The organism is Stenotrophomonas maltophilia group sp. SKK55, from assembly GCF_057179845.1.
This window is the reverse complement of sequence record NZ_JBXUHP010000016.1, coordinates 26,219-46,994: the sequence shown is the minus strand read 5'-3', so window position 1 is coordinate 46,994 and position 20,776 is coordinate 26,219. Positions and strand designations below refer to the sequence as shown.

Annotated in this window: 17 protein-coding genes and 4 tRNA genes; 5 read left to right on the top strand and 16 right to left on the bottom strand. The window is 67.0% G+C overall.

Annotated features, from left to right (window positions below; translation table 11 throughout):
- From AC2A1N_RS09070 to AC2A1N_RS09045, 6 genes are all read right to left on the bottom strand, one after another.
- A partial coding sequence (locus tag AC2A1N_RS09070; RefSeq protein WP_049420184.1) for a GTP-binding protein occupies positions 1–119 on the bottom strand: 119 nt, incomplete at its 3' end.
- Positions 120–160: 41 nt separating this feature from the next.
- Positions 161–236, bottom strand: a tRNA-Thr gene (locus tag AC2A1N_RS09065).
- Positions 237–285: 49 nt separating this feature from the next.
- Positions 286–359, bottom strand: a tRNA-Gly gene (locus AC2A1N_RS09060).
- A 24-nt stretch (positions 360–383) separates the two neighbouring features.
- A tRNA-Tyr gene (locus tag AC2A1N_RS09055) sits at positions 384–469 on the bottom strand.
- Positions 470–606: 137 nt separating this feature from the next.
- Positions 607–1,623, bottom strand: a complete 1,017-nt coding sequence (locus tag AC2A1N_RS09050) for an isoaspartyl peptidase/L-asparaginase family protein (RefSeq protein ID WP_082783363.1) — start codon at positions 1,621–1,623, stop codon at positions 607–609.
- A gap of 138 nt (positions 1,624–1,761) precedes the next feature.
- Positions 1,762–2,781, bottom strand: coding sequence for a cyanophycinase (locus AC2A1N_RS09045; protein WP_484372061.1), 1,020 nt, complete (start codon positions 2,779–2,781; stop codon positions 1,762–1,764).
- A 170-nt stretch (positions 2,782–2,951) separates the two neighbouring features.
- Between AC2A1N_RS09045 and AC2A1N_RS09040 the strand changes: the two genes are divergently transcribed.
- A complete protein-coding gene (locus AC2A1N_RS09040) occupies positions 2,952–5,690 on the top strand; it encodes a TonB-dependent receptor plug domain-containing protein (RefSeq protein WP_242893489.1) in 2,739 nt (912 codons plus the stop codon).
- A gap of 585 nt (positions 5,691–6,275) precedes the next feature.
- Here the strand turns inward: AC2A1N_RS09040 and ychF are convergent.
- The 8 genes from ychF to AC2A1N_RS09000 form a co-directional block, all read right to left on the bottom strand.
- Positions 6,276–7,367 (bottom strand): redox-regulated ATPase YchF, encoded by a 1,092-nt coding sequence (gene ychF, locus AC2A1N_RS09035; protein WP_242893492.1) that lies wholly within the window; start codon positions 7,365–7,367, stop codon positions 6,276–6,278.
- Between the two features lie 264 nt (positions 7,368–7,631).
- Positions 7,632–8,210 (bottom strand): aminoacyl-tRNA hydrolase, encoded by a 579-nt coding sequence (pth, locus tag AC2A1N_RS09030; RefSeq protein WP_049395820.1) that lies wholly within the window; start codon positions 8,208–8,210, stop codon positions 7,632–7,634.
- Positions 8,211–8,258: 48 nt separating this feature from the next.
- Positions 8,259–8,876 (bottom strand): 50S ribosomal protein L25/general stress protein Ctc, encoded by a 618-nt coding sequence (locus tag AC2A1N_RS09025; RefSeq protein ID WP_005408191.1) that lies wholly within the window; start codon positions 8,874–8,876, stop codon positions 8,259–8,261.
- Between the two features lie 109 nt (positions 8,877–8,985).
- Positions 8,986–9,945 (bottom strand): ribose-phosphate diphosphokinase, encoded by a 960-nt coding sequence (locus AC2A1N_RS09020; RefSeq protein ID WP_005415400.1) that lies wholly within the window; start codon positions 9,943–9,945, stop codon positions 8,986–8,988.
- A gap of 140 nt (positions 9,946–10,085) precedes the next feature.
- A tRNA-Gln gene (locus AC2A1N_RS09015) sits at positions 10,086–10,162 on the bottom strand.
- An 11-nt stretch (positions 10,163–10,173) separates the two neighbouring features.
- The gene (gene ispE / locus AC2A1N_RS09010) at positions 10,174–11,043 is read right to left on the bottom strand and encodes a 4-(cytidine 5'-diphospho)-2-C-methyl-D-erythritol kinase (protein ID WP_061480109.1); all 870 of its coding nucleotides are present in this window, start codon (positions 11,041–11,043) and stop codon (positions 10,174–10,176) included.
- A complete protein-coding gene (gene lolB, locus AC2A1N_RS09005; RefSeq protein WP_061480110.1) occupies positions 11,040–11,699 on the bottom strand; it encodes a lipoprotein insertase outer membrane protein LolB in 660 nt (219 codons plus the stop codon). Before lolB ends, ispE begins: the two co-directional genes overlap by 4 nt.
- Complete coding sequence (locus AC2A1N_RS09000) at positions 11,696–13,381, bottom strand: tetratricopeptide repeat protein (RefSeq protein WP_484372057.1); 1,686 nt, start codon at positions 13,379–13,381, stop codon at positions 11,696–11,698. The genes lolB and AC2A1N_RS09000 overlap by 4 nt, the downstream gene beginning before the upstream one ends.
- 63 nt (positions 13,382–13,444) lie before the next feature.
- Between AC2A1N_RS09000 and hemA the strand changes: the two genes are divergently transcribed.
- The 4 genes from hemA to ppk2 are packed head-to-tail and all read left to right on the top strand — an operon-like array spanning position 13,445 to position 18,329.
- Positions 13,445–14,728: a glutamyl-tRNA reductase gene (gene hemA, locus AC2A1N_RS08995; protein WP_231352561.1), complete on the top strand. Its 1,284-nt coding sequence runs from the start codon at positions 13,445–13,447 to the stop codon at positions 14,726–14,728.
- The gene (gene prfA, locus AC2A1N_RS08990) at positions 14,706–15,788 is read left to right on the top strand and encodes a peptide chain release factor 1 (protein ID WP_005415394.1); all 1,083 of its coding nucleotides are present in this window, start codon (positions 14,706–14,708) and stop codon (positions 15,786–15,788) included. The genes hemA and prfA overlap by 23 nt, the downstream gene beginning before the upstream one ends.
- A gap of 5 nt (positions 15,789–15,793) precedes the next feature.
- Entirely contained in the window at positions 15,794–17,500 is a 1,707-nt protein-coding gene (locus AC2A1N_RS08985; protein ID WP_242893498.1) for an O-linked N-acetylglucosamine transferase, SPINDLY family protein, read from the top strand.
- 46 nt (positions 17,501–17,546) lie between these two features.
- Positions 17,547–18,329, top strand: coding sequence for a polyphosphate kinase 2 (gene ppk2 / locus AC2A1N_RS08980; protein ID WP_049439764.1), 783 nt, complete (start codon positions 17,547–17,549; stop codon positions 18,327–18,329).
- Positions 18,330–18,864: 535 nt separating this feature from the next.
- Here ppk2 and AC2A1N_RS08975 read toward each other — a convergent pair.
- Both AC2A1N_RS08975 and AC2A1N_RS08970 read right to left on the bottom strand, forming a co-directional pair.
- Positions 18,865–19,440 (bottom strand): TlpA family protein disulfide reductase, encoded by a 576-nt coding sequence (locus AC2A1N_RS08975; protein ID WP_242893501.1) that lies wholly within the window; start codon positions 19,438–19,440, stop codon positions 18,865–18,867.
- A complete protein-coding gene (locus tag AC2A1N_RS08970; RefSeq protein WP_154350266.1) occupies positions 19,437–20,711 on the bottom strand; it encodes a YihY family inner membrane protein in 1,275 nt (424 codons plus the stop codon). Before AC2A1N_RS08970 ends, AC2A1N_RS08975 begins: the two co-directional genes overlap by 4 nt.
- Positions 20,712–20,776 lie beyond the last annotated feature (65 nt).

The window sequence follows — 20,776 nt, the reverse complement described above, 5'->3', positions numbered from 1 at the left end:
AAGCGCTCGGCACCGATCTTGGTCAGTGCGGCGGTCAGCGTGGTCTTGCCGTGGTCGACGTGACCGATGGTGCCGACGTTGACGTGCGGCTTGGTGCGCTCGAACTTACCCTTGGCCATGGCTGCTTATCTCGAATTCGTCTGAGAGGTGATGCTTGAGATGGTGCTCACGAAAGGAATCGAACCTTCGACCTCTTCCTTACCAAGGAAGTGCTCTACCGACTGAGCTACGTGAGCCGAGTTTTGCATTATGACATGAACTCGATAATATTCAAAGTTCATTCAATGGAGCGGGAGACGGGAATCGAACCCGCACCATCAGCTTGGAAGGCTGAGGTTCTACCATTGAACTACTCCCGCGCCGGGAATGTCACAACGTGAAACTGGTGGAGGGAGGTGGATTCGAACCACCGAAGGCGTAAGCCAGCAGATTTACAGTCTGCCCCCGTTGGCCGCTTGGGTATCCCTCCTTACCACCCCAACCCGTTGCCGCCGAAGCGTTGCGGTGTGTGGTGGTGAGCCGCTTATTCTGCTGATCAGGCGGGGGGCTGTCAACGCTTTTTTCCATCTTTTTCACACGTTGTCGCAAACCCATTGATACGCAAGGTTATTGCCCAGGGACCGGCAGGGTCTCGCTGGCGAAAATTGCGACATGGGGGACGCCATCGGCGCCAATCCAGCCCCGATACATGCCCTGGGTGTTGAACGGCATGGCCATTTTTCCGTCTGCGGCAAGCACGATCGCGCCGCCGTCGCCGCCCATCTTCGGAATCATCTCGTTGATCACGCCCCTGCCGGCCTGCTCCGGCGTCTGCCGCTGGTAGCGCATGCGTGCACAGATCTCGTGCGCGGCCGCAGTCCGGATGTAGTACTCGCCCCACCCGGTGCCCGATACCGCGCAGCCCGCGTCGGCCCAGGTACCGGCGCCGATGATCGGCGAATCGCCCACACGGCCATAGCGCTTGTTGGTCATGCCACCGGTGGAGGTGCCGGCAGCAAGCTGCCCCTGCGCATCCAGCGCAACCGCGCCCACCGTGCCGAAGTGCCTTGCGGTCTCCAGGTCGGCGTGCGCCTGGCCACGGGCCTCTTCCTTCAATGCGCGCTGCAGTTGCTGCCAGCGCTTGTCGGTACGGAAATAGGATGGATCGACCAGGCTGATGCCCTGCTCCACCGCGAACGCCTCGGCCCCCTGCCCGACCATCATCACGTGCCTGGACTTCTGCATCACGGTCTGGGCCAGCAGGATCGGGTTGCGCACCCGCTGCACGCCGGCCACCGCACCTGCAGCCTGGGTGGCGCCATCCATCACTGCGGCATCCAGTTCGTTGTGGCCGTCATGGGTGAACACCGCGCCCTTGCCGGCGTTGAAGGTCGGATCGTCCTCCAGCACGGTGATTGCCGCAGTGACGGCTGCAAGCGCCGGGCGACCGGCCGCCAGTTCGGCATGGCCCTTCAGCAGCGCCGCGCGCAACGCGCCGCGCGCAGCCTTCTCTTCAGCCGGCGACAGGTCCTTGCGCTCGACACCGGCACCGCCGTGGATGACCAGCAACGGCGAGGCGGCCGGGGCGGCCTGGGCAAGCATGGGCAGGGACAGCAGCATAGACAGCGCCAGGCGCAGTTTCATCGGATACGTCTCCAGCAGGTGGGCAAGGGAGGCATCATCGTAGAGCCGAGCCCATGCTCGGCTGATGCCTCGATTGAAGAGCAGCCGAGCGCGGGCTCGGCTCTACAGCATCCCATGCGTGGCCACAGGATCGCCGGGTCACTGGCGGATGACTTCGATCTCGCCATCGCTGACGTCGGCCACGGCCTGGTAATCGGCCTCGGCCTGGAAATCATCCAGCCGCATGCGGCTGCCGCTGGCGACCACCGTCACCGGCACCGCATGGAAGCGCAGCGGTTCCCCCTCCACCAGGCGATCGGCGTCGCGGCCGGGGCTGACCACCCACACCTTGCCTTCGCCATCTGCGCTGTAGACCTGGGCCCGGCCATCGGGCTCAACGCACAGGGCGGTGTCCTCATCGACGCCGATGCCGACGATGTCAGGGTCGCCGCTGTCCTGGGCGGCACGTGCCACGAACACGATCAGGCGGCCGAGCCGGTCCCGCTTGTCGAAATGGGTGTCGGTGACCACGCGCTGCAGGTAGGGCATCTGCAGGAAGCCGCTGTCCAGGGTCACGGCACTGCCCATCGGGTCGGCCAGCGCACCGGCCGAGGTGATGCTGCCGCCATCCATGGCGCCATAGGCATAGCCGCCGAGGATGGCCAGACCAGCGCTGGTACCGGCAATCGGCTTGCCGGCGCGCACATGGGCGTTGAGTGCACGGTTGAGTGCGGTGCCCTTCCAGAAGCGGATATAGCGGGACTGGTCGCCGCCGGCAATGAAGATGGCATCGGCCGCGGCGACCACGCGCAGCACCGCCGGATCATCGGCACCGCGGCGGCTGTCGAAGACCAGGGTCTGCACTGCGGTGGTGCCGCCGATCTCGCGGTACAGGCGGTCCTGCAGTTCGTCGCCACCGGAGGCGCGCAGAATCAGCACACGGCCATTGCCGGCCTGCTTCAGCCACCACTGGAAGGCCTCCGGCACCCACTCGCCACCGCCCATCAGCATCATGGCGGGCGCGCGCGGACCGGGACGCGGGGATTCCAGATCGCCGACTTCGTAATAGGCGAAGCCGGGGCCCTGCAGGTCCTGCGCGGGCGCGGCCAGTGACCAGCCCAGCACCAGCAGCGCCAGCCAGGCGAAGGGGCCAGGCAGGGTCCGGTCGAGGCGTAGCATCTTGATCTCCCTGAACAAAATCGAGTTGCAAGCGTTTTCACTCTTTGCCAGATAGGGGCCCAGTAGTCAAGGACATGAAAAAGGCGTTAAATGCGCGCGCCCATTCCGGAAGTCTGAATGGGGGACAGGGCCCCTCCTCTGCGGGCCGGCTTCATTTCCGAGAATTCTTCATGCGTAGACAGGCGATGGCGTGGTCGATCCAGCTGGCGTTGATGGGCGTGGCTGCTTCCGCGGCGGCCCAGGCACCGGCTTCCTCTTCGGTGCAACAACTGGACGCGGTGCAGGTCACCGGCTCGCGCATTCCGCGCGCCCAGGTGGAAGGCCCCGCTCCGATCACGGTGATCAATGCCGAGCAGATCCGCTCCAGTGGCTTCACCAGCGTGCCGGACGTACTGCGTGCAATGACCCAGAACGGCGGTGAGACGCAGAGCCAGCAGTCTTCCAGTGGCGCCGACTTCTCGCCGGGCGCCCAGCAGGTGGACCTGCGCGGCCTGGGCCCGAACCACACGCTGGTGCTGGTCAATGGCCGGCGCATTGCCGATTTCCCGATGCCGTTCAAGGGCCGCAGCAACTTCACCGATGTCTCCAACATCCCGCTGGGCATGATCGAGCGCATCGAAGTGCTGACCGGCAGCGCCTCGGCCATCTACGGCTCGGACGCGATCGCCGGCGTGGTCAACTTCATCCTGAAGAAGAAGGCCGACGGCACCACGATCGACATGCGCATGGGCACCACCAGCGAAGGCGGTGGCGACTCGTTCGACATGAGCCTGGCCAGCGGTTTCAGCCGCGGCAATTTCAACGCGGTGTACAGCGTCGAGCTGCAGTCGCAGGCCCCGCTGTGGGCGTACGAGCGCGACATCCAGGATTCGACCCAGGACGGCCCCACCGAGGGCTCGCGCATCGCCCGCCGCGCTTACCTGCGCACGGACTACAACGACGACTACCTGGATCCGGGTACGGCCACCTGCGAAGCGCTGGCCGGGCAGAACCAGGGCAGCACCTACCGCGCGTACCGCCCGCGCTACGGCTACTACTGCGGCAGCGACAGCTCGATCGGCTACGGCACCATCCTCAGCAAGCGCCGCGGTGCCAACGGCTACGCGTCGCTGAGCTATGACTTCGACAATGGCCAGCAGTGGTTCGCCGATGTGCAGCTGGGCTACCACACGATGTCGCTGATGCGCGACGTCACCCAGTGGGGCCGCATGGATGCCAACGGTGATGAGTCGGGCTACTTCAACAACGAAGCCACTGGCGAGATCGAGTTCTGGCAGCGCCAGTTCTCGCCCGAGGAAATGGGCGGCCTGCGCAACGCCATGGTGCGCAGCACGCAGAAGACCTTCAGCGTGACCACCGGCTTCAAGGGCAACCTGATTGGCAACTGGGATTACGAAGCGGCGTTGAGCCATTCGCAGTACCAGTCGCGCATCAGCTGGGCACAGATCATTGCCGCCAAGGCCAATGACCTGTTCCTGGGCCCGCAGCTGGGCGTGGACGACGACGGTTTCCCGGTCTACAACGCCGATCCGTCACGGCTGTACCGTCCACTGACCCGCGCCGAGTACGACTCGATCGCGGCGCGTACCACTTACACCCCGAAGTCGCGGACCGAGACGGCCGCGTTCACGCTGACCAATTCCACGCTGTTCGGCCTGCCGGGCGGTGACGCCGGCTTCGCCGCGACCGTGGAAGTGGGCCAGCAGGCGTACTCGCTGAATCCCGATCCGCTGGCGACCCAGTACTACTACTACAGCTGGAAGGATTCGGACGGCAACGGTTCGCGCAACCGCTGGGCCACGGCGGCCGAGCTGCGCATGCCGCTGCACGAGACGGTCAACCTGAGCGTGGCCGGCCGCTACGACCAGTACCGCTATTCCGGCCACACCATCGGCAAGGCGACCTGGAGCGGCGGCCTGGAATGGCGCCCGATCGACACCCTGCTGGTACGTGGTTCGTATGGCACCGCGTTCCGCGCGCCGGATCTGCACTACGTGTTCGCCGGCCCGGGCAACGACGAGACCAGCGCCGTGGACCTGTACACCTGCCGCCTTGAGGAAGCCAGCGACTGTTCCGATTACGAGCGCAACCTGATCCGCAGCCGCACCGGCAACCGCCAGCTCGACCCGGAAACCAGCACCTCGTGGAGCGCCGGCTTCGTCTGGTCGCCGGCGATCGGCCTGGACCTGTCGGTGGACTGGTTCGACATCGACATGCGCAACCAGGTGCAGGACATGGACGTGCGCACGATCCTGGCCAGCGAAGCGAACTGCCGCCTCGGCAGCGCCGACATCAGCGCGCCGACCTGCGTGGATGCGCTCGACCGCATCACCCGCACCAGTGATGGCCGCCTGTACGGCGTGCGTGTCGCCCCGATCAACGTCGCCCGCGAATCCACCTCCGGCATCGACGTCGGCCTGCGCTACCGCCTGCAGACCGGCATCGGTGATTTCATCCTCAACGGCACGCACACCTGGGTGAAGAAGCACGACTTCCAGCGCTACCCGGGTGATCCGACCCTGGACCAGTTCGCGGTCAACAGTGGCTTCGACATTCCGCGCACCAAGACCAGCCTGAGCGTGAGCTGGGAGAAGGATGCGTGGTCGGCAACGGTGTACGGCTCGCGCCTGGGCAAGCTGCCGACCTCGGACAGCTACGACCAGGTGTTCGACTGGGACAGCGGTGACAGCCCGTACATCAAGGCGACCTACCGCTACAACGCGTCGCTGCAGTACCGCTTCGACGACCACGCGCGCCTGTCGCTGTCGGTGGTGAACGTCTTCAACAAGATGCCGCCGAAGGACGCCACCTACACCGCGTATCCGTATTACGACGTGTCCTGGTTCGACAGCGTCGGCCGCACCATCAACCTGCAGTACACCCACAAGTTCGGTGGCAGCGCGCTGTAGGGCACGCCGCATTGCAGGATGTGGACAGCAGGGCCCGCCATTGGCGGGCCTTGTTGTTTGCGGCCCTGGTTGATGCCCTTTTTGGTGGGCGACTGCTAGAGCGGGCCATCCGGGGTTTTCCACACTGTACGTGGAAAGCGATGGGAACTTGGTGTGGACAAGTGGGCGGGAGCACTGCGCCGCAGGCGTTTCCGGGCGCGGCTATTTTTTGTCCACGCCCCCGATTGTTTTCCACACGGTACGTGGAGAGCGATGGGAACTTGATGTGGACAAGTGGGTGCGAGCATTGCACCGCAGGCGTTTCGAAGCGCGGTGAAAATTTGTCCAGGTCACGCGGGCGAGCCCCTTGTAGAGCCGAGCCCACGCTCGGCTCCGGCTGGCATCAGCCGAGCATGGGCTCGGCTCTACATCAGGTTCGTCGGTTTTCCACACCTGGCGTGGAAAGCGATGGGAGTTTGCTGTGGACAAGTGCCGGCGAACGTCACGCCGCAAGCGTTTCGCAGCGTGGTGATTTTTTGTCCATCGCCGGAAACGCGAACGCCCCGCACAAGGCGGGGCGTCCGGGGTCGATCCGATGCCGCTGGATCAGACGTTGAAGCGGAAGTGCAGGATATCGCCTTCCTGCACGCGGTATTCCTTGCCTTCCAGGCGCAGGCGACCAGCTTCCTTGGCGCCGGCTTCGCCCTTGTACTTGATGAAGTCGTCATACGCGATGGTTTCGGCGCGGATGAAGCCCTTCTCGAAGTCGGTGTGGATGACCGCAGCAGCCTGCGGAGCGGTGGCGCCCTTGCGCACGGTCCACGCACGGACTTCCTTCACGCCTGCGGTGAAGTAGGTCTGCAGGCCGAGCAGGCTGTAGGCCGCGTTGATCACGCGGTTCAGGCCCGGCTCGCTCAGGCCCAGATCGGCCAGGAAGGTATCGCGGTCTTCGTCGTCGAGCTGGGACAGCTCTTCTTCGATCGCGGCCGACACCGGCACCACCTGCGCGCCCTCGGCGGCGGCATGCGCGCGCACGGCGTCCAGGTGCGGGTTGTTCTCGAAACCGTCTTCCAGCACGTTGGCGATGTACATCACCGGCTTCAGGGTCAGCAGGAACAGGTCGCGCACCAGCGCCTTCTCTTCGTCGTCCAGGCCGGCCGAGCGGCCGGCCTTGCCCTCCGACAGCGCCGCCTGCAGCTTGGCCAGCACCGGCTTGCGCGCCGCTGCATCCTTGTCGCCGCCCTTGGCCGCACGCTCGGCACGGTTCAGTGCCTTCTCCACGCTGTCCAGGTCGGCCAGCGCCAGCTCGGTGTCGATGGTTTCGATGTCCGAGATCGGATCGACCTTGCCGGCCACGTGCACGATGTCGCCGTGCTCGAAGCAGCGCACCACGTGGGTGATCGCATCGACTTCGCGGATGTGCGCCAGGAACTTGTTGCCCAGGCCTTCACCGCTGGCGGCACCGGCCACCAGGCCGGCGATGTCGACGAACTCGACCGCGGTCGGGATGACCTTCTGCGGGTTGATGATGCCCGCCAGCTCGTTCAGGCGCGGATCCGGCACCGGCACGATGCCGACGTTCGGCTCGATGGTGCAGAACGGGAAGTTCGCCGCGGCGATACCCGCCTTGGTCAGCGCATTGAACAGGGTCGACTTGCCGACGTTGGGCAGGCCGACGATGCCGCATTTGATACCCATGGGTGACAGCTCTCTGGGGTGAAAGTGATTGGGGAAACAGCGGCCTGGGCGCTGCTTTTCCAATCATTCTCCGTACCGACCAACGGTCGGTACCTACCGGATTGGTTGGTTCCGTCCCGACCAACGGTCGGTACCTACCGGATTGGTTGGTTCCGTACCGACCAACGGCCGGTACCTACCGGATTGGTTGGTTCCGTACCGACCAACGGCCGGTACCTAGCGGATTGGATGGTTCCACACCGACCAACGGTCGGTACCTACAGCTTATTTCGGGGTGTGCAGCCGCTTCATCGCTTCGCTGAAATCGCCCTGCACCGCCAGCGGCAGCACGTCGATCGCATCGTCGATGGCGCGCGCGATCAGCACGTCGTCTTCCTTGGATGGGCGACCGAGCACCCAGCCCACCACGCGGTCCTTGTGGCCGGGATGGCCGATGCCCACGCGCAGGCGATGGAACTTGCCGTGGCCGAGCAGGCGGATGGTGTCGCGCAGGCCGTTCTGGCCACCGTGGCCGCCGTCGAACTTCAGCCGCGCCACACCGGGCGCCAGATCCAGTTCGTCATGGGCCAGCAGGGTCTCTTCCGGCTCGATCTTCCAGAACCGCTGCGCGGCGGTGACCGATTTGCCGCTGAGGTTCATGAAGGTGGCGGGCTTGAGCAGCCACACCGTCTGCCCGGCGATCTCGACCTTGGCGGTCTCACCGAACAGCTTGCTGTCCACATTCCATCGCGCACCGGCTTTTTCCGCCAGGGCCTCAACGAAATGAAACCCGGCATTGTGCCGGGTCCGGGCGTGTTCCGATCCGGGATTGCCCAGACCGACGATCAGTCGCAGTCCTGCCATGGTTCCTTCCAGTACGGTGCCTGCCCGCAGGCAGGCACCGTAACGGTATTACTCGGCGGCAGCCGCTTCTTCGTCAGCCTCGTCGGCCTTGCCGGCCTTGGCGGTGACGATGGCGTCGTCGTGGTCCTTGCCCAGCGCCAGCGCCGGGATTTCCACGCCCTTAGGCAGCTTGATGTCGGACAGGTACACCACGTCACCGGCCTTCAGCTCGCCCAGGTCGACTTCGATCGACTCCGGCAGGTCCTTCGGCAGGCAGGTGATGGTCACTTCCTTCAGTTCGTGGGTGACCACGACGTCGGCAGCCTTGCCGGCCGGCGAGGTGTCTTCGTTGACGAAGTGCAGCGGGACCGAAGCGGTCAGGGCTTCGTTCTCGTTCACGCGCTGGAAGTCCAGGTGCATGATCAGCTGCTTGTACGGGTGGCGCTGCATGTCACGCAGCAGGACCTTCTGCACCTGGCCGTCCAGGTTCAGGTCCAGGATCGAGGCATAGAACCACTCGTTCTGCTGGGCCAGCCAGATTTCGTTGTGGTCCAGGCTGATGGCGACCGGCTCGGCGTTGCCGCCGTACACGATGGCCGGGATCACACCCGCGTGACGCAGGCGGCGGCTCGCACCCTTACGCTGCAGTTCACGCTTGGTGACCTTGATTTCATGGGTCTTCGACATTTTCGACTACTCAGGTTGTTGCCGCGCCCTGCGGCGTGGCGGTTGAAGATGCTTCCGCGACCAGAAGCATCCGGGTATGCCCCCGCCGTTGCCGGCAGGGACGAAAAACTCAGTCCACGTACAGCGAGCTGACCGACTCGCCGAAGGCGATGCGGCGCATCGTTTCGGCCAGCATTTCCGCCACGCTCAGCTGGCGGATCTTGCTGCACACCCGCGCGGCGTCCTTCAGCGGGATGGTGTCGGTCACCACCAGCTCGTCGAGCTGGGAATTGGTGATGTTGTCCACTGCCGGGCCCGACAGCACCGCGTGGGTGCAGTAGGCAGCGACCTTGAGCGCACCGCGCGCCTTCAGGGCAGCGGCAGCGGCGCACAGGGTGCCGGCGGTATCGACGATGTCATCGACCATCACGCAGGTCTTGCCTTCGACGTCACCGATGATGTTCATCACGGTGGAGACGTTGGCGCGGGGGCGGCGCTTGTCGATGATGGCCAGGTCGGCGTCATCCAGGCGCTTGGCCACCGCACGGGCGCGGACCACGCCGCCCACGTCCGGCGAGACGACGATCAGGTTCTCGGTGCCGTAGGCGCGCCAGATGTCGGCCAGCAGCAGCGGGGACGCATACACGTTGTCCACCGGAATATCGAAGAAGCCCTGGATCTGGTCGGCGTGCAGGTCGACGGTCAGCACGCGATCAGCGCCCGCGGTGCTGAACATCTTCGCCGCCAGCTTGGCGGTGATCGGCACGCGCGAGGAGCGCATGCGGCGATCCTGGCGCGAGTAGCCGAAGTACGGCACCACCGCGGTCACGCTGGCCACCGATGCGCGCTTGAGCGCGTCGATCAGCACCAGCAGTTCCATCAGGTTTTCCGCGCTCGGCGCGCAGGTCGGCTGGATCACGAACACGTCCTGCTTGCGGACGTTCTCTTCGATCTCCACCTGCACTTCGCCATCGGAGAAGTGCGAGACCAGCGCCTTGCCCGGGCGAACCCCCAGTTCCTTGCAGATGTTCTGCGCCAGACGTTTGTTGGCGTTGCCGGAAAAGACCAGCAGGTTCGGGGACTCTTGCATCATGATTGTCTCGGGCGGGGACGAGTGGCGGGGATCCGGGGGCGGCAAGGACCCGGATGGACCCTTGCTGCTGACAACACCGCGGTTGTTTCCACGTCCCGCGCGGGCGATGCGCTGGAAGGCGCGGACACAGCCGCTATTGGCAGGGGCGGTAGGATTCGAACCTACGAATGCCAGGATCAAAACCTGGTGCCTTGGGCCTCTTGGCGACGCCCCTGCATTGATAAATCAGTGTTGCTCGAGTGCATCCAGCAGTGGCGAACGCGCAACGCCCGCAGCCACCCTTGCCCGCAACTCCTTCGGCAATTTCGACCGTCCCTGCTCTGCAGCAGACTGCGACGCGAATTCGACGAAACAACCACTTCCCGAACCGGTCAGCCGCGCCGTGCCGATGTCGCTCAACGCGGCAAGCGCTGCCTCGACGGCAGGCTCACGGCGGCGCAGCACCGGTTCGAACGCGTTCCCGACCAGGGTCCCGGAAGCGAAGTCCTCTATTTTCGCCACTGGGCTGTCGCGCGTCAAATCCGGGTCTGCAAACAGGGCCGGCGTGGGAACATGAACGCCCGGTTCAACCACCACATACCAGGCCGGCGCCAGCGTGATCGGCTGCAGGCGCTCGCCCACCCCTTCTGCCCAGGCGTTGCGACCGCGCACGAACACCGGCACGTCGGCGCCCAGGCGCAGGCCCAGCGCGGCCAGCGCCTCTTCGTCCAGCCCGGCCTGCCAGAGCCGGTTCAGCACCACCAGTACCGTGGCCGCATCGGACGAGCCGCCACCGAAGCCGCCACCGGCAGGAACGTGCTTTTCGACGATGATGTCAGCACCTTGCGCGACATTGGTCGACTCTTTCAGCAGCTTCGCGGCACGTACCGCCAGATCGTCGGCCTCGGCCACGCCGGCCAGGCCCTCGCCGTGCCGGCGCACTTGGCCGTCTTCACGCAGGCGCAGGCCGATGCGATCGCCCCAGTCCAGCAGGCGGAACACGGTCTGCAGTTCGTGGTAGCCGTCGGCCCGGCGGCCGGTGATGTGCAGGAACAGGTTCAGCTTGGCCGGGGCCGGCCACCAGGACCAGCCCGCGTCGTCGCGCCCGGCACTCATGGGGCGCCCGGCCCCCACTGGTCCACCAGCAGGCGCACCTTGGCGTCACCATTGCTGGCCTCGATCCGGCGCGGCAGCGCCGGCCGTCCGGCGTCGGCCGGGTACCAGTCCAGGTACTGTACCTGCCAGCCCATCTGCTGCATGCGACGCGGCCGGCCTTCACCGTCGCGTTCGACCGTCTCGGGGCCGGCGGCGTCGCCGGCGACCAGCCCGCGGATCCACTCCGGCAACTGGTTGACCGGAATGTCCCAGCCGGTCGCCTCCAGCAACAGCTGCTGGGCGTCCTCGCCGTCGCGCGGGCCGCCCGTCAGTCCTTCCAGGCGACCAGCTTCGGAATGGGTATCGCCGGTCAGCTTCCAGCTCTGCCGGGTCACCGGCGCGCTCAACTCCACCACGTAGCGGCGGCCTTGCTGCTTCCAGTCGATGCGACCGCTGCCGCCGTCCTTGCCCTTGCTGACCGCGACCCGGCCCTGGAAGGCCCAGTCCGGCTGTGCATGCAGGGCGGCCACACGCGCCGCTTCGGCCTGCGCCGCTTCGGCCGAAACTGTCTCGACCACCGCCGGTGGCGGGGTCTTCTGCGTGCCCACGCTGGTACAGGCGGTCACCGCCAGGGTCGCAGCCGCCAACAGCAGCGGCCGGATCAGGGAAACACTCATGGATTGAATTTCTCGCGGGCGCGCAGCAGCGCGCGGTTTTCAGGGTCGAGCTTGGCCGCTTCGTCGAAGAAGTGGCGGGCCTCGTCATGCTTGCCCAGCACCCACAGCACTTCGCCGACATGGGCGGCAATCTCCGGGTCCTTGGCCAGGGTCCAGGCCCGGCGCAGCTGCACCAGCGCTTCGTCCTTGCGGCCCAGGCGATACAGCACCCAGCCATAGCTGTCGACGATGGCGGCGTTGTCCGGCTCGGCGACGCGGGCGCGGTCGATCAGCTCCAGCGCCTCCTGCAGGCGCCCGGTGCGGTCAGCCAGGGTATAGCCCAGCGCGTTCAGGGCCGGCACGTTTTCCGGATCGGTCACCAGGATCTTGCGCAGATCGGCCTCGGCGCGCGGGATGTCGTCGCGGCGTTCCCAGGTGAGCGCACGGGCGTACAGCAGGCCGTTGTCATCCGGGTAGGCGGCCAGGCCGCGGGCCAGCGCATCCAGCTCCCCGGCACTGTCGTCAGCACGCTGGCGCAGTTCGGCTTCCAGCAGGTAGGCATCGCGGCGCACATCGTCGTCGACCACCGCATCGGACTGGATCGCGTGCACTTCATCCAATGCCTGCGGCAGGCGCCCGGCCAGGGCCTGGGCATTGGCCGCGCGCAGGCGCGCCTCGCTCAGTTCATCGCCACCGGGCACGCTGTGGTACCACTGCACCGCCTCGGGATAACGCTTCAGGTATTCGGCGATCTTGCCCAGCAGCAGGCGCTGCGCGGGGTCCGGCTTGGCCGCCTGCCGCGACAGTTCGTTGTAGAGGTTGGACAGCGCCGCCTTGTCGCCCTGCTTGGCCAACAGTGAAGCGCGCATGCCCCAGGTCTGCACATCCTGCGGGCCGAATGCCAGTACGCGCTCGGCCGCAGCCGGTTGCCCCAGGCTGTCGTAGGCGATGGCCACCGCATTGCGCAGCTCGGGGTCCTGCCGGGTCTTCGGCTCGACGTCGTGCAGCAGCGACAAGGCCATGTCGGTCTCGCCCGCCTGCTGCAGCTGGCTGGCACGCAGCAAGGCTACGCGCGGTTCTTCGGGGAAGCGTCTGACCACCTCATCGATCATGCGCCGCGCCAGGTCGGGCTTGTCCATGCGCAGGGCGAGGCGGCCGAACTCCTGCCAGGCCTCGATCTTCGGTGGAATGGCATTGGCATCGACCAGCTCGCCGAGCACCTGCGCCGGCACCGCCGGGTCGCGGCCACCGCCGATCAGCGCGGCCAGGGCGAACTTCCAGCCGCGCTCGTCGGGGTCGGCCAGCAGCGCCTGCAATTCAGTGCGGGCGGCCTTCACATCACCCTGGCGCATGGCCAGCGCACCGGCGGCGCTGCGCATGGTCAACGAACGCTGGGCGCGCTGCTGCCACAGGGCCAGGCCCTTGGCGGCGCTGGCGTCATCGTTGGCAAGCATGGAGATACGGGTCGCGCGCTCGGCCAGGCCAGCATCGCCGTCAGTCTGCTGCGCGGCCTGCAGGTACCAGCGCGCGGCCTCGGCCAGCTTGCCGGCCTGCAGGGCGAACTCACCGGCCATCACCGGCTCCAGCGCCAGTTCCCCGGTGGCCGCGGCCCGCACGGGGGCCTTGGGCGGCACCGCCGCCAGGGCCTGGGCGCAGGCCAGGGACAGCAGCAGAACACTGGGGATGCGAATCAATGCGGGCATCGTCGGCATCGGGGCCTTAAAATGTCGTCCAATGGCCAGCAGCTTATCGCAAGCAACTGAACAATGACCCTGTGGGTGCTCGGACTGAATCACCAGACCGCACCGGTGGAGCTGCGCGAGCGCGCGGCCTTCGCCGGTGAGGCGTTGCCGCGTGCGCTGGGCTCGCTGCGCGATACCCCGCAGATCGCCGAGGCGGTCCTGCTGTCCACCTGCAACCGCACCGAGCTGTACGCCGTGGCCGAGTCGGCACAGGCGCTGGACCAGTGGCTGCGCAGCCAGGCCGGTGACCTGCAGGGTTATCTGTACCAGCATGCCGATGCCGAGGCTGTGCGCCACCTGTTCCGGGTCGCCACCGGGCTGGATTCGATGGTGCTGGGCGAACCGCAGATCCTCGGCCAGGTGAAGGACGCCTGGTCGACCGCGCGCGACCATGGCCTGCTCGGCCAGCGCCTGGACCGCCTGTTCCAGCAGACCTTCTCGGTGGCCAAGCGGGCGCGCACCGATACCCAGGTCGGTGCCAACCCGGTATCGGTGGCGTCGGCCGCGGTGCGCCTGGCGCAGAACGCGTTCGCCCGGCTGGACGACTCCACCGTGCTGCTGGTCGGTGCCGGCGAGACCATCGAGCTGGCTGCACGGCACCTGAGCGAAGGCAAGGTGCGGCGGCTGCTGATCGCCAACCGCACCCTGGCCCACGCGCAGGAACTGGCCAGCCGCCACGGCGGCGTGGCCCTGCCGCTGACCGAACTGGACCGCCACCTGGGCGAGGCCGACGTGGTGTTCTCGGCCACCGCCGCGCGCGAGCCGGTGATCCATCGCGAGATGGTGGCCAAGGCCCTGCGCGCCCGCCGGCACAAGCCGATGCTGCTGTTCGACCTGGCCGTTCCGCGCGACATCGAAGCCGAGGTCGGCACGCTCAACGATGCCTTCCTCTACACCGTCGATGACCTGGAACGCGCGGTGGAAGACAACCGCCGTGGCCGCCGCGAGGCCGCCGCCGAAGCCGAGGCGATCATCGACCTGCAGGTATCGCGTTACGTCGAGACCCAGCAGGCCAGTGCCCATCAGGCGCCTTTGCGGCAGCTGCGTGCGTTCGGCGAGGCCACCCGCGCCGAGTTGCTTGAGCGCGCACGCCAGCAGCTGGCCAACGGCAAGCCCGCCGACGAAGTGCTGGAACTGCTGGCGCACGGCCTGACCAACCGCCTGCTGCATCCGCCGACCGCCGCACTGCGCGCCGCCGCGCTGAGTGGCGATGCCGACCTGACCCGCGCCGCCGCGCGCCTGTTCCCGGCCACGCCGGGCTACCGCCACCCACCCGTGAGACCCGATGACGCCGACCCTGCGCCGTAAGCTGGAAGCGCTGGCCGAGCGCCGCGAAGAACTGGAACGCCTGCTCGCCGAACCCGACGTGGTCGCCGACAACACCCGTTTCCGCGACCTTTCGCGCGAATTCGCCCAACTGGAGCCGGTCGCTGCCGCGCTCGCCGATGAAGCCCGTGCCAAGGCCGACCTGGCCGCCGCCGAAGGCATGCGCGCCGACCCCGACCTGCGCGAGCTGGCCGACGAGGAAATCGCCGCCGCCCAGGCGCGCCTGCAGGAACTGGAGCAGGAGCTTGCGCTGCTGCTGGTGCCGCGTGACCCGCGCGACGAAGGCAACCTGTTCCTGGAAGTGCGCGCCGGCACCGGCGGCGACGAAGCCGCGATCTTCGCCGGCGACCTGTTCCGCATGTACGCCCGCTATGCCGAACGCCAGGGCTGGAAGGTCGAGATCGAATCGGACAACCCCGGCGAGCATGGCGGCTACAAGGAAGTGGTGGCGCGTGTGGTCGGCCGTGGTGCGTTCTCGCGCCTGAAGTTCGAATCGGGCACGCACCGCGTGCAGCGCGTGCCGGCCACCGAATCGCAGGGCCGCATCCATACCTCGGCCGCGACCGTGGCAATCATTCCCGAGGCCGACGAAGTCGATGACATCGTCATCAACCCGGCCGACCTGAAGGTGGATACGTTCCGCTCGTCCGGTGCCGGTGGCCAGCACGTCAACAAGACCGAGTCCGCGATCCGCATCACCCACGTGCCAACCGGCGTAGTGGTGGAGTGCCAGACCGAGCGCAGCCAGCACGCCAACCGCGACAAGGCGATGAAGCGCCTGAAGGCGCAGCTGCTCGATGCCGAGCGCCAGCGCCAGGACGCGGCACAGGCCGAGTCGAGGCGCCTGCAGGTCGGCAGCGGCGATCGCAGCCAGCGCATCCGCACCTACAACTTCCCGCAGGGCCGGATCACCGACCACCGCGTGGAAGGCCTGACGTTGTACGACCTGCCCAACATCCTGGCCGGTGACCTCGACCCGCTGCTGCAGCGGCTCAGCCACGAACACCAGGTCGACGCCCTGGCCCAGCTGTCGGCGGGCTGAGCACGATGACGGCCTGGCAGCAGCGGCAGCACCTGCAGCAGGCGATCGCACGCCAGCCCGGCGACTTCGTCGCCTGGGTGATGCTGGCCGACCTGGAACTGGAAGCCGGCGACATCGCTGCCGGCGAGCAGGCCGCACGACGTGCCCTGCAGCTGCGCCCCAACCACCCCGAAGCGCTGGCGCGGCTGGGGCGCGTGGCGTGGATGGCCGGCGCGCACGCCGACGCGGCGAAGCTGCTCGGCCAGGCCTCGGCATTGGCCCCGCAGCACCCGGGCATCGCGTTGTGGCTGGGCCACGCGCTGGAAGATGCCGATGACGCCGAAGGGGCGGCGACGGCCTATCGCCGCGCGCATGCGCTGATGCCGGGCGAACCCTACATCGCGGCCCAGCGCCTGGCCTGGCAGCGCCGCCTGTGCGACTGGCAGGACGTGGACACGCTGGCTGCGCAGGTGCGCAACGCGCTCGCCGCGGGTCAGGGCGCGGTGGAACCCTTCGCCTTCCTCAACGAAGACGCCAGCGCTGCGGAGCAGTTGGCCTGTGCGCGCGCACGCGCCGCGGTCGTTGCGTCGGCGGTGCGCCCCCTTCCTGCAGTGAAGGTTCGCGAGCACGGCGCGTTGCGCGTCGGCTTCCTCTCCAATGGCTTCGGCGCCCATCCCACCGGGCTGCTGACCGTGGCCCTGCTCGAACACCTGCGCCCTGACCCGGCGCTGCAGCTGCACCTGTTCGCGCTGAACCGCGCCGATGGCAGCCGCATCCGCGAACGCCTGCAGGCTGCGGCCCGCCTGCATGACGTGGCCGCACTGCGGCATGCCGACATCGCGGCCCGCATCCGTGCACAGGGCATCGACCTGCTGTTCGACCTGCGCGGCTGGGGGGGCGGCGGCACGCCCGAAGTGCTGGCCATGCGCCCGGCCCCGTTGCAGCTGAACTGGCTGGCCTACCCCGGCACATCAGGTGCGCGCTGGCTGGATGCCGTGGTCGCCGACGAATTCGTGCTGCCGGCATCGCTGGAACCTCACTTCAGCGAACGCGTCCTGCGCCTGCCACGTGCCTTCCAGCCCTCGGACAACACCCGCGTACTGGAACCGGCACCGTCCCGCGCCGAGTGCGGGCTGCCCGCACACGGCGTGGTGTTCTGCTGCTTCAACAACAGCTACAAGCTCAACCCGCGCAGCATGGGCCGCGCCTTCGCGGTGCTTCAGGCCGTGCCCGGCAGCGTGCTGTGGCTGCTGTCCGGGCCCGGCAAGGCCGATGCGCGCCTGCGTGCGGCCGCGCAGGCCGCCGGCCTGGATCCGGCGCGCCTGGTGTTCATGACCAAGCTGCCGCATCCGCAGTACCTGGCCCGCTATCAGCTGGCCGACCTGTTCCTCGACACACATCCCTACAACGCGCACACCACCGCCTCCGATGCGCTGTGGGCCGGCTGCCCGGTACTGACCTGCCCGGGCGATACCTTCGCCGCGCGCGTGGCCGGCAGCCTCAACCATCATCTGGGTCTTTCGCGGATGAACGTTGGCGACGATGCGGCGTTCATCGCCACCGCCAGCGCGCTGGGCAACAACCCGGCGGCGCTGGCAGCGTTGCGAGCCGAACTGGCGCAGGCACGCGAAGACAGTGGTGTATTCGACATGGCAGGTTTTGCCCAGGACCTTTCCGCCCTGCTGCAGACGCTGGCGGGCGAGCAGGGCTGGCAGGGCGTCGACACCCCGTGAGCAACCGCTGCGTTACGCTCCGGCTTCCTCCCCGCGTGACGTAACGATGGCCAAGCTCAAGCGCAAGGACTACGACGAACTGCTGCTGCCGCTGCAGCTGGAACTGACTGCAATGGCGCGCTGGGTTCAGTACAGCGGGCAACGCCTGCTGGTGCTGTTCGAAGGCCGCGATACAGCCGGCAAGGGCGGTGCGATCCAGGCCATCAGCCAGCATCTCAACCCGCGCCAATGCCGGGTGGTGGCGCTGCCCAAGCCCACCGACCGCGAAGCCACGCAGTGGTACTTCCAGCGTTACGCCGCGCATCTTCCCGCCGCCGGCGAGATCGTGCTGATGGACCGCAGCTGGTACAACCGTGCCGGTGTTGAACGGGTGATGGGTTATTGCAGCGAAACCGAGTACCAGCAGTTCCTGCGCCAGGCGCCGGTGTTCGAACAGCTGCTGGTGGACGACGGCATCCTGCTGTTCAAGTACTGGTTGTGCGTGGACCAGGAGCAGCAGGAAAAGCGCTTCGCCGAACGCCATCTCGATCCGCTGAAGGGCTGGAAGCTCTCACCGGTCGACCTGAAATCGCGCAGCAAGTACAGCGCGTACACCGAGGCCCGCGAGGCGATGCTGCGCGCGACGCATCGCGAGGCGGCGCCGTGGACGCTGGTGGACTTCAACGACCAGCGGCTGGGCCGGCTGACCCTGGTGCGCAACCTGCTGGACCGGCTGCCCGATACGCGGGTGGATGCACCGTTGCCGGAGCTGCCGAAGCTGAAGGGCAAGCTGCATCGCGAGCACTACGATGTGCTGAAGCCGATCGAGGACTTCCCGGTCGAGGGATAGGGTTGGTCGGCAGGGCCTGCGGCCCTGCACCTGCCGAAGCCAGAGCAACGGCAACAGCAACAGCAACGGCGGGCTTCCTGAGGGATGGCGGGGCGGGGCCGGGTGCGGGGGGGCGCTGCAAGTACGTCCATGTAAGCTCGGTCGCCGCATCCATGCGGCTCACGCCCCCGCACCCGGCCCCACCCCGCCTTCGACAGATTTCCGCGATCTGTCGTTGATCCACACCATGCGTGGATGCTCTTCGAATTCAATTCGAAATATTCGATTTGTCTGGAGAATCATCCACGCATGGCGTGGATCTACCAGACATGAGGAATCTGTCAGAGGTGGGGCGGTGTCGGAGTGCGGGGTGTCAGCCGCATGGATACGGCTGCCAAGCCTACATGGACGTACTTGCGGCGTCCCCGCACTCCGACACCGCCCCGCCATCCCACGGATAGCCCGCTGTTGCTGTTGCTTCGGCTGTTGCCGTTGCTGCCGGCCAGCGGCCGGCACTACCGCGGGTGCAGGGCCGCAGGCCCTGCCGACCAACCCACTACTTGGCAGCAGCGATCTGCTTTTCGATGTCGGCGGCGGTCACCGGGCCAAGGAACGTGTGCGCCAGCTTGCCCTGCGGGTCCAGCAGATGGGTCAGCGGCAGGCCACGCGGCGTGGCGAAGTCGGCCGGCGGATCGAACGGGTCCACGATCACGATCGGATAGGTCACCGGATGCTTGGCCAGGAACAACTGCATCTCCGGCACTTCGATGTCCTCGTAAGCCAAGCCGACCACTTCGATGTTGCTGCGCATCGCATGCAGGGCCGACAGCTCGGGCATCTCCTTGCGGCACGGCGCGCACCAGGTGGCCCAGAAGTTCACCACCACCCACTTGCCGCGATGCGCGGCCAGGTCGTAGTCGCTGCCATCCACCGCCTGCATCTTCAGTGTCGGGAACTCGGCGGTGGTGCGCTCGGCCGGGGTTTCCTCGACCGGTGCCGGCGTGCTCGGCGTCGGTGCCTGCGCCGGTGGCTGGCTGCTGGCCGGTGCCGGCTCCTGGGCCGGTTTGCAGGCCGCCAAGGCCAGCAGCAGGGTCAACGGGAGCAGCAGCGGCAACGACGTGTTGCGGGTCATGGGGTCTCTCCAGAGTCGGTATAGATATCACTGACCTTGCGCTTCAGGCGTTCGCGCAGGGGCAGTCGCAGGTCATCCAGCGCCGCCAAGGCGGCACGGCCCAGGCTGTCGTCGCGATACGGCAGGTGCTGCTCGGCTACCGGGATGCGCAGCTGGGTGCATTCGTACAGATCGGCCAGGCTGACCTGGTCCAGGTCGCGCGACAGCAGCCACTCGCCGCGCTCATCGCGGCGCAGCAGGTCGATCTCCTGCAGGTTGCAGATCAGGTCCTGCAGCAGTGAATCGGTCAGCATCGGCTCCAGCCGCAGGATCTCGTCATCGGCCAGGCCTTTGCCCTTGGCCCGTGCATGCTGGAAGCGGCCAAGCAGGCGCAGCAGCCCATAGAACTCGTACCCCTGTGGCAGGCGCAGCTCGACCGGCTGGTAGCGGAAGGCGGCCATCGAGGAGGCCAGCGACGCACCCAGCAGCACCGCCACCCAGCACAGGTAGATCCACAGCAGCAGGATCGGCACGAAGGCGACCGTGCCATACAGCTTCTGGTAGGACTGGAAGCTGCCCAGATACGCGCCGATGCCCCACTTCACCAGTTCAAGGATGACCGCCGCCAGGATCGCGCCGGGCACGGCATGCCGCCATTTCACCGTGTGGTGCGGTACCACGCGGAACATCAGCGTGATGCAGACGAACTCGATCAGGATCGGTGCCAGCCGCAGCGCCAGTTCGGCCAGCCAACGGCCCTCCTGGGTACCGAACAACGGCATCGCGAACACCCGCGCCGATACTGCCAGCGACGCGGCGGCCAGCATCGCGCCCAGGGTCAGCACGGTCCAGTAGACCAGGAAGCGGGTCAGCTTGGGCCGGCTCGAGCCGACCCGCCAGATCTGGTTGAAGGTCTCTTCCACGCTGTTGAGCGTGATCAGCAGTGAAGCGACCAGTGCGATGAAGCCGGCGGCGGTCAGCTGGCCGGCACTGGCCGAAAACTGCCGCAGGTAACCCTCGGCCGCGCGCGCAGCGGAGGGCACGAAGTTGGAGAAGACGTAGTCGCTGAGCTGGTCACTCCAGCGGTCGAAAACGGGGAAGGCCGAGAGCACGCCGAACACCACGATGGCCAGCGGCACCAGCGCGAACACCGTGGTGTACGCCAGCGCCGCCGCTGCCTGGAACAGGCGGTCGTCGAGGAAGCGATGCCACAGGAAGCGGCCGAAACTGATGGCCCGTGCGCGATCCCGCGCGCGCTCCATCCACAGGTTGAGCGTATCCAAAGGTTCCATCGGTGGAAGGGTACCCGATGCGGAATGCTCGCAGGATAGCCATACTGGTGGCCACACGACGAGGA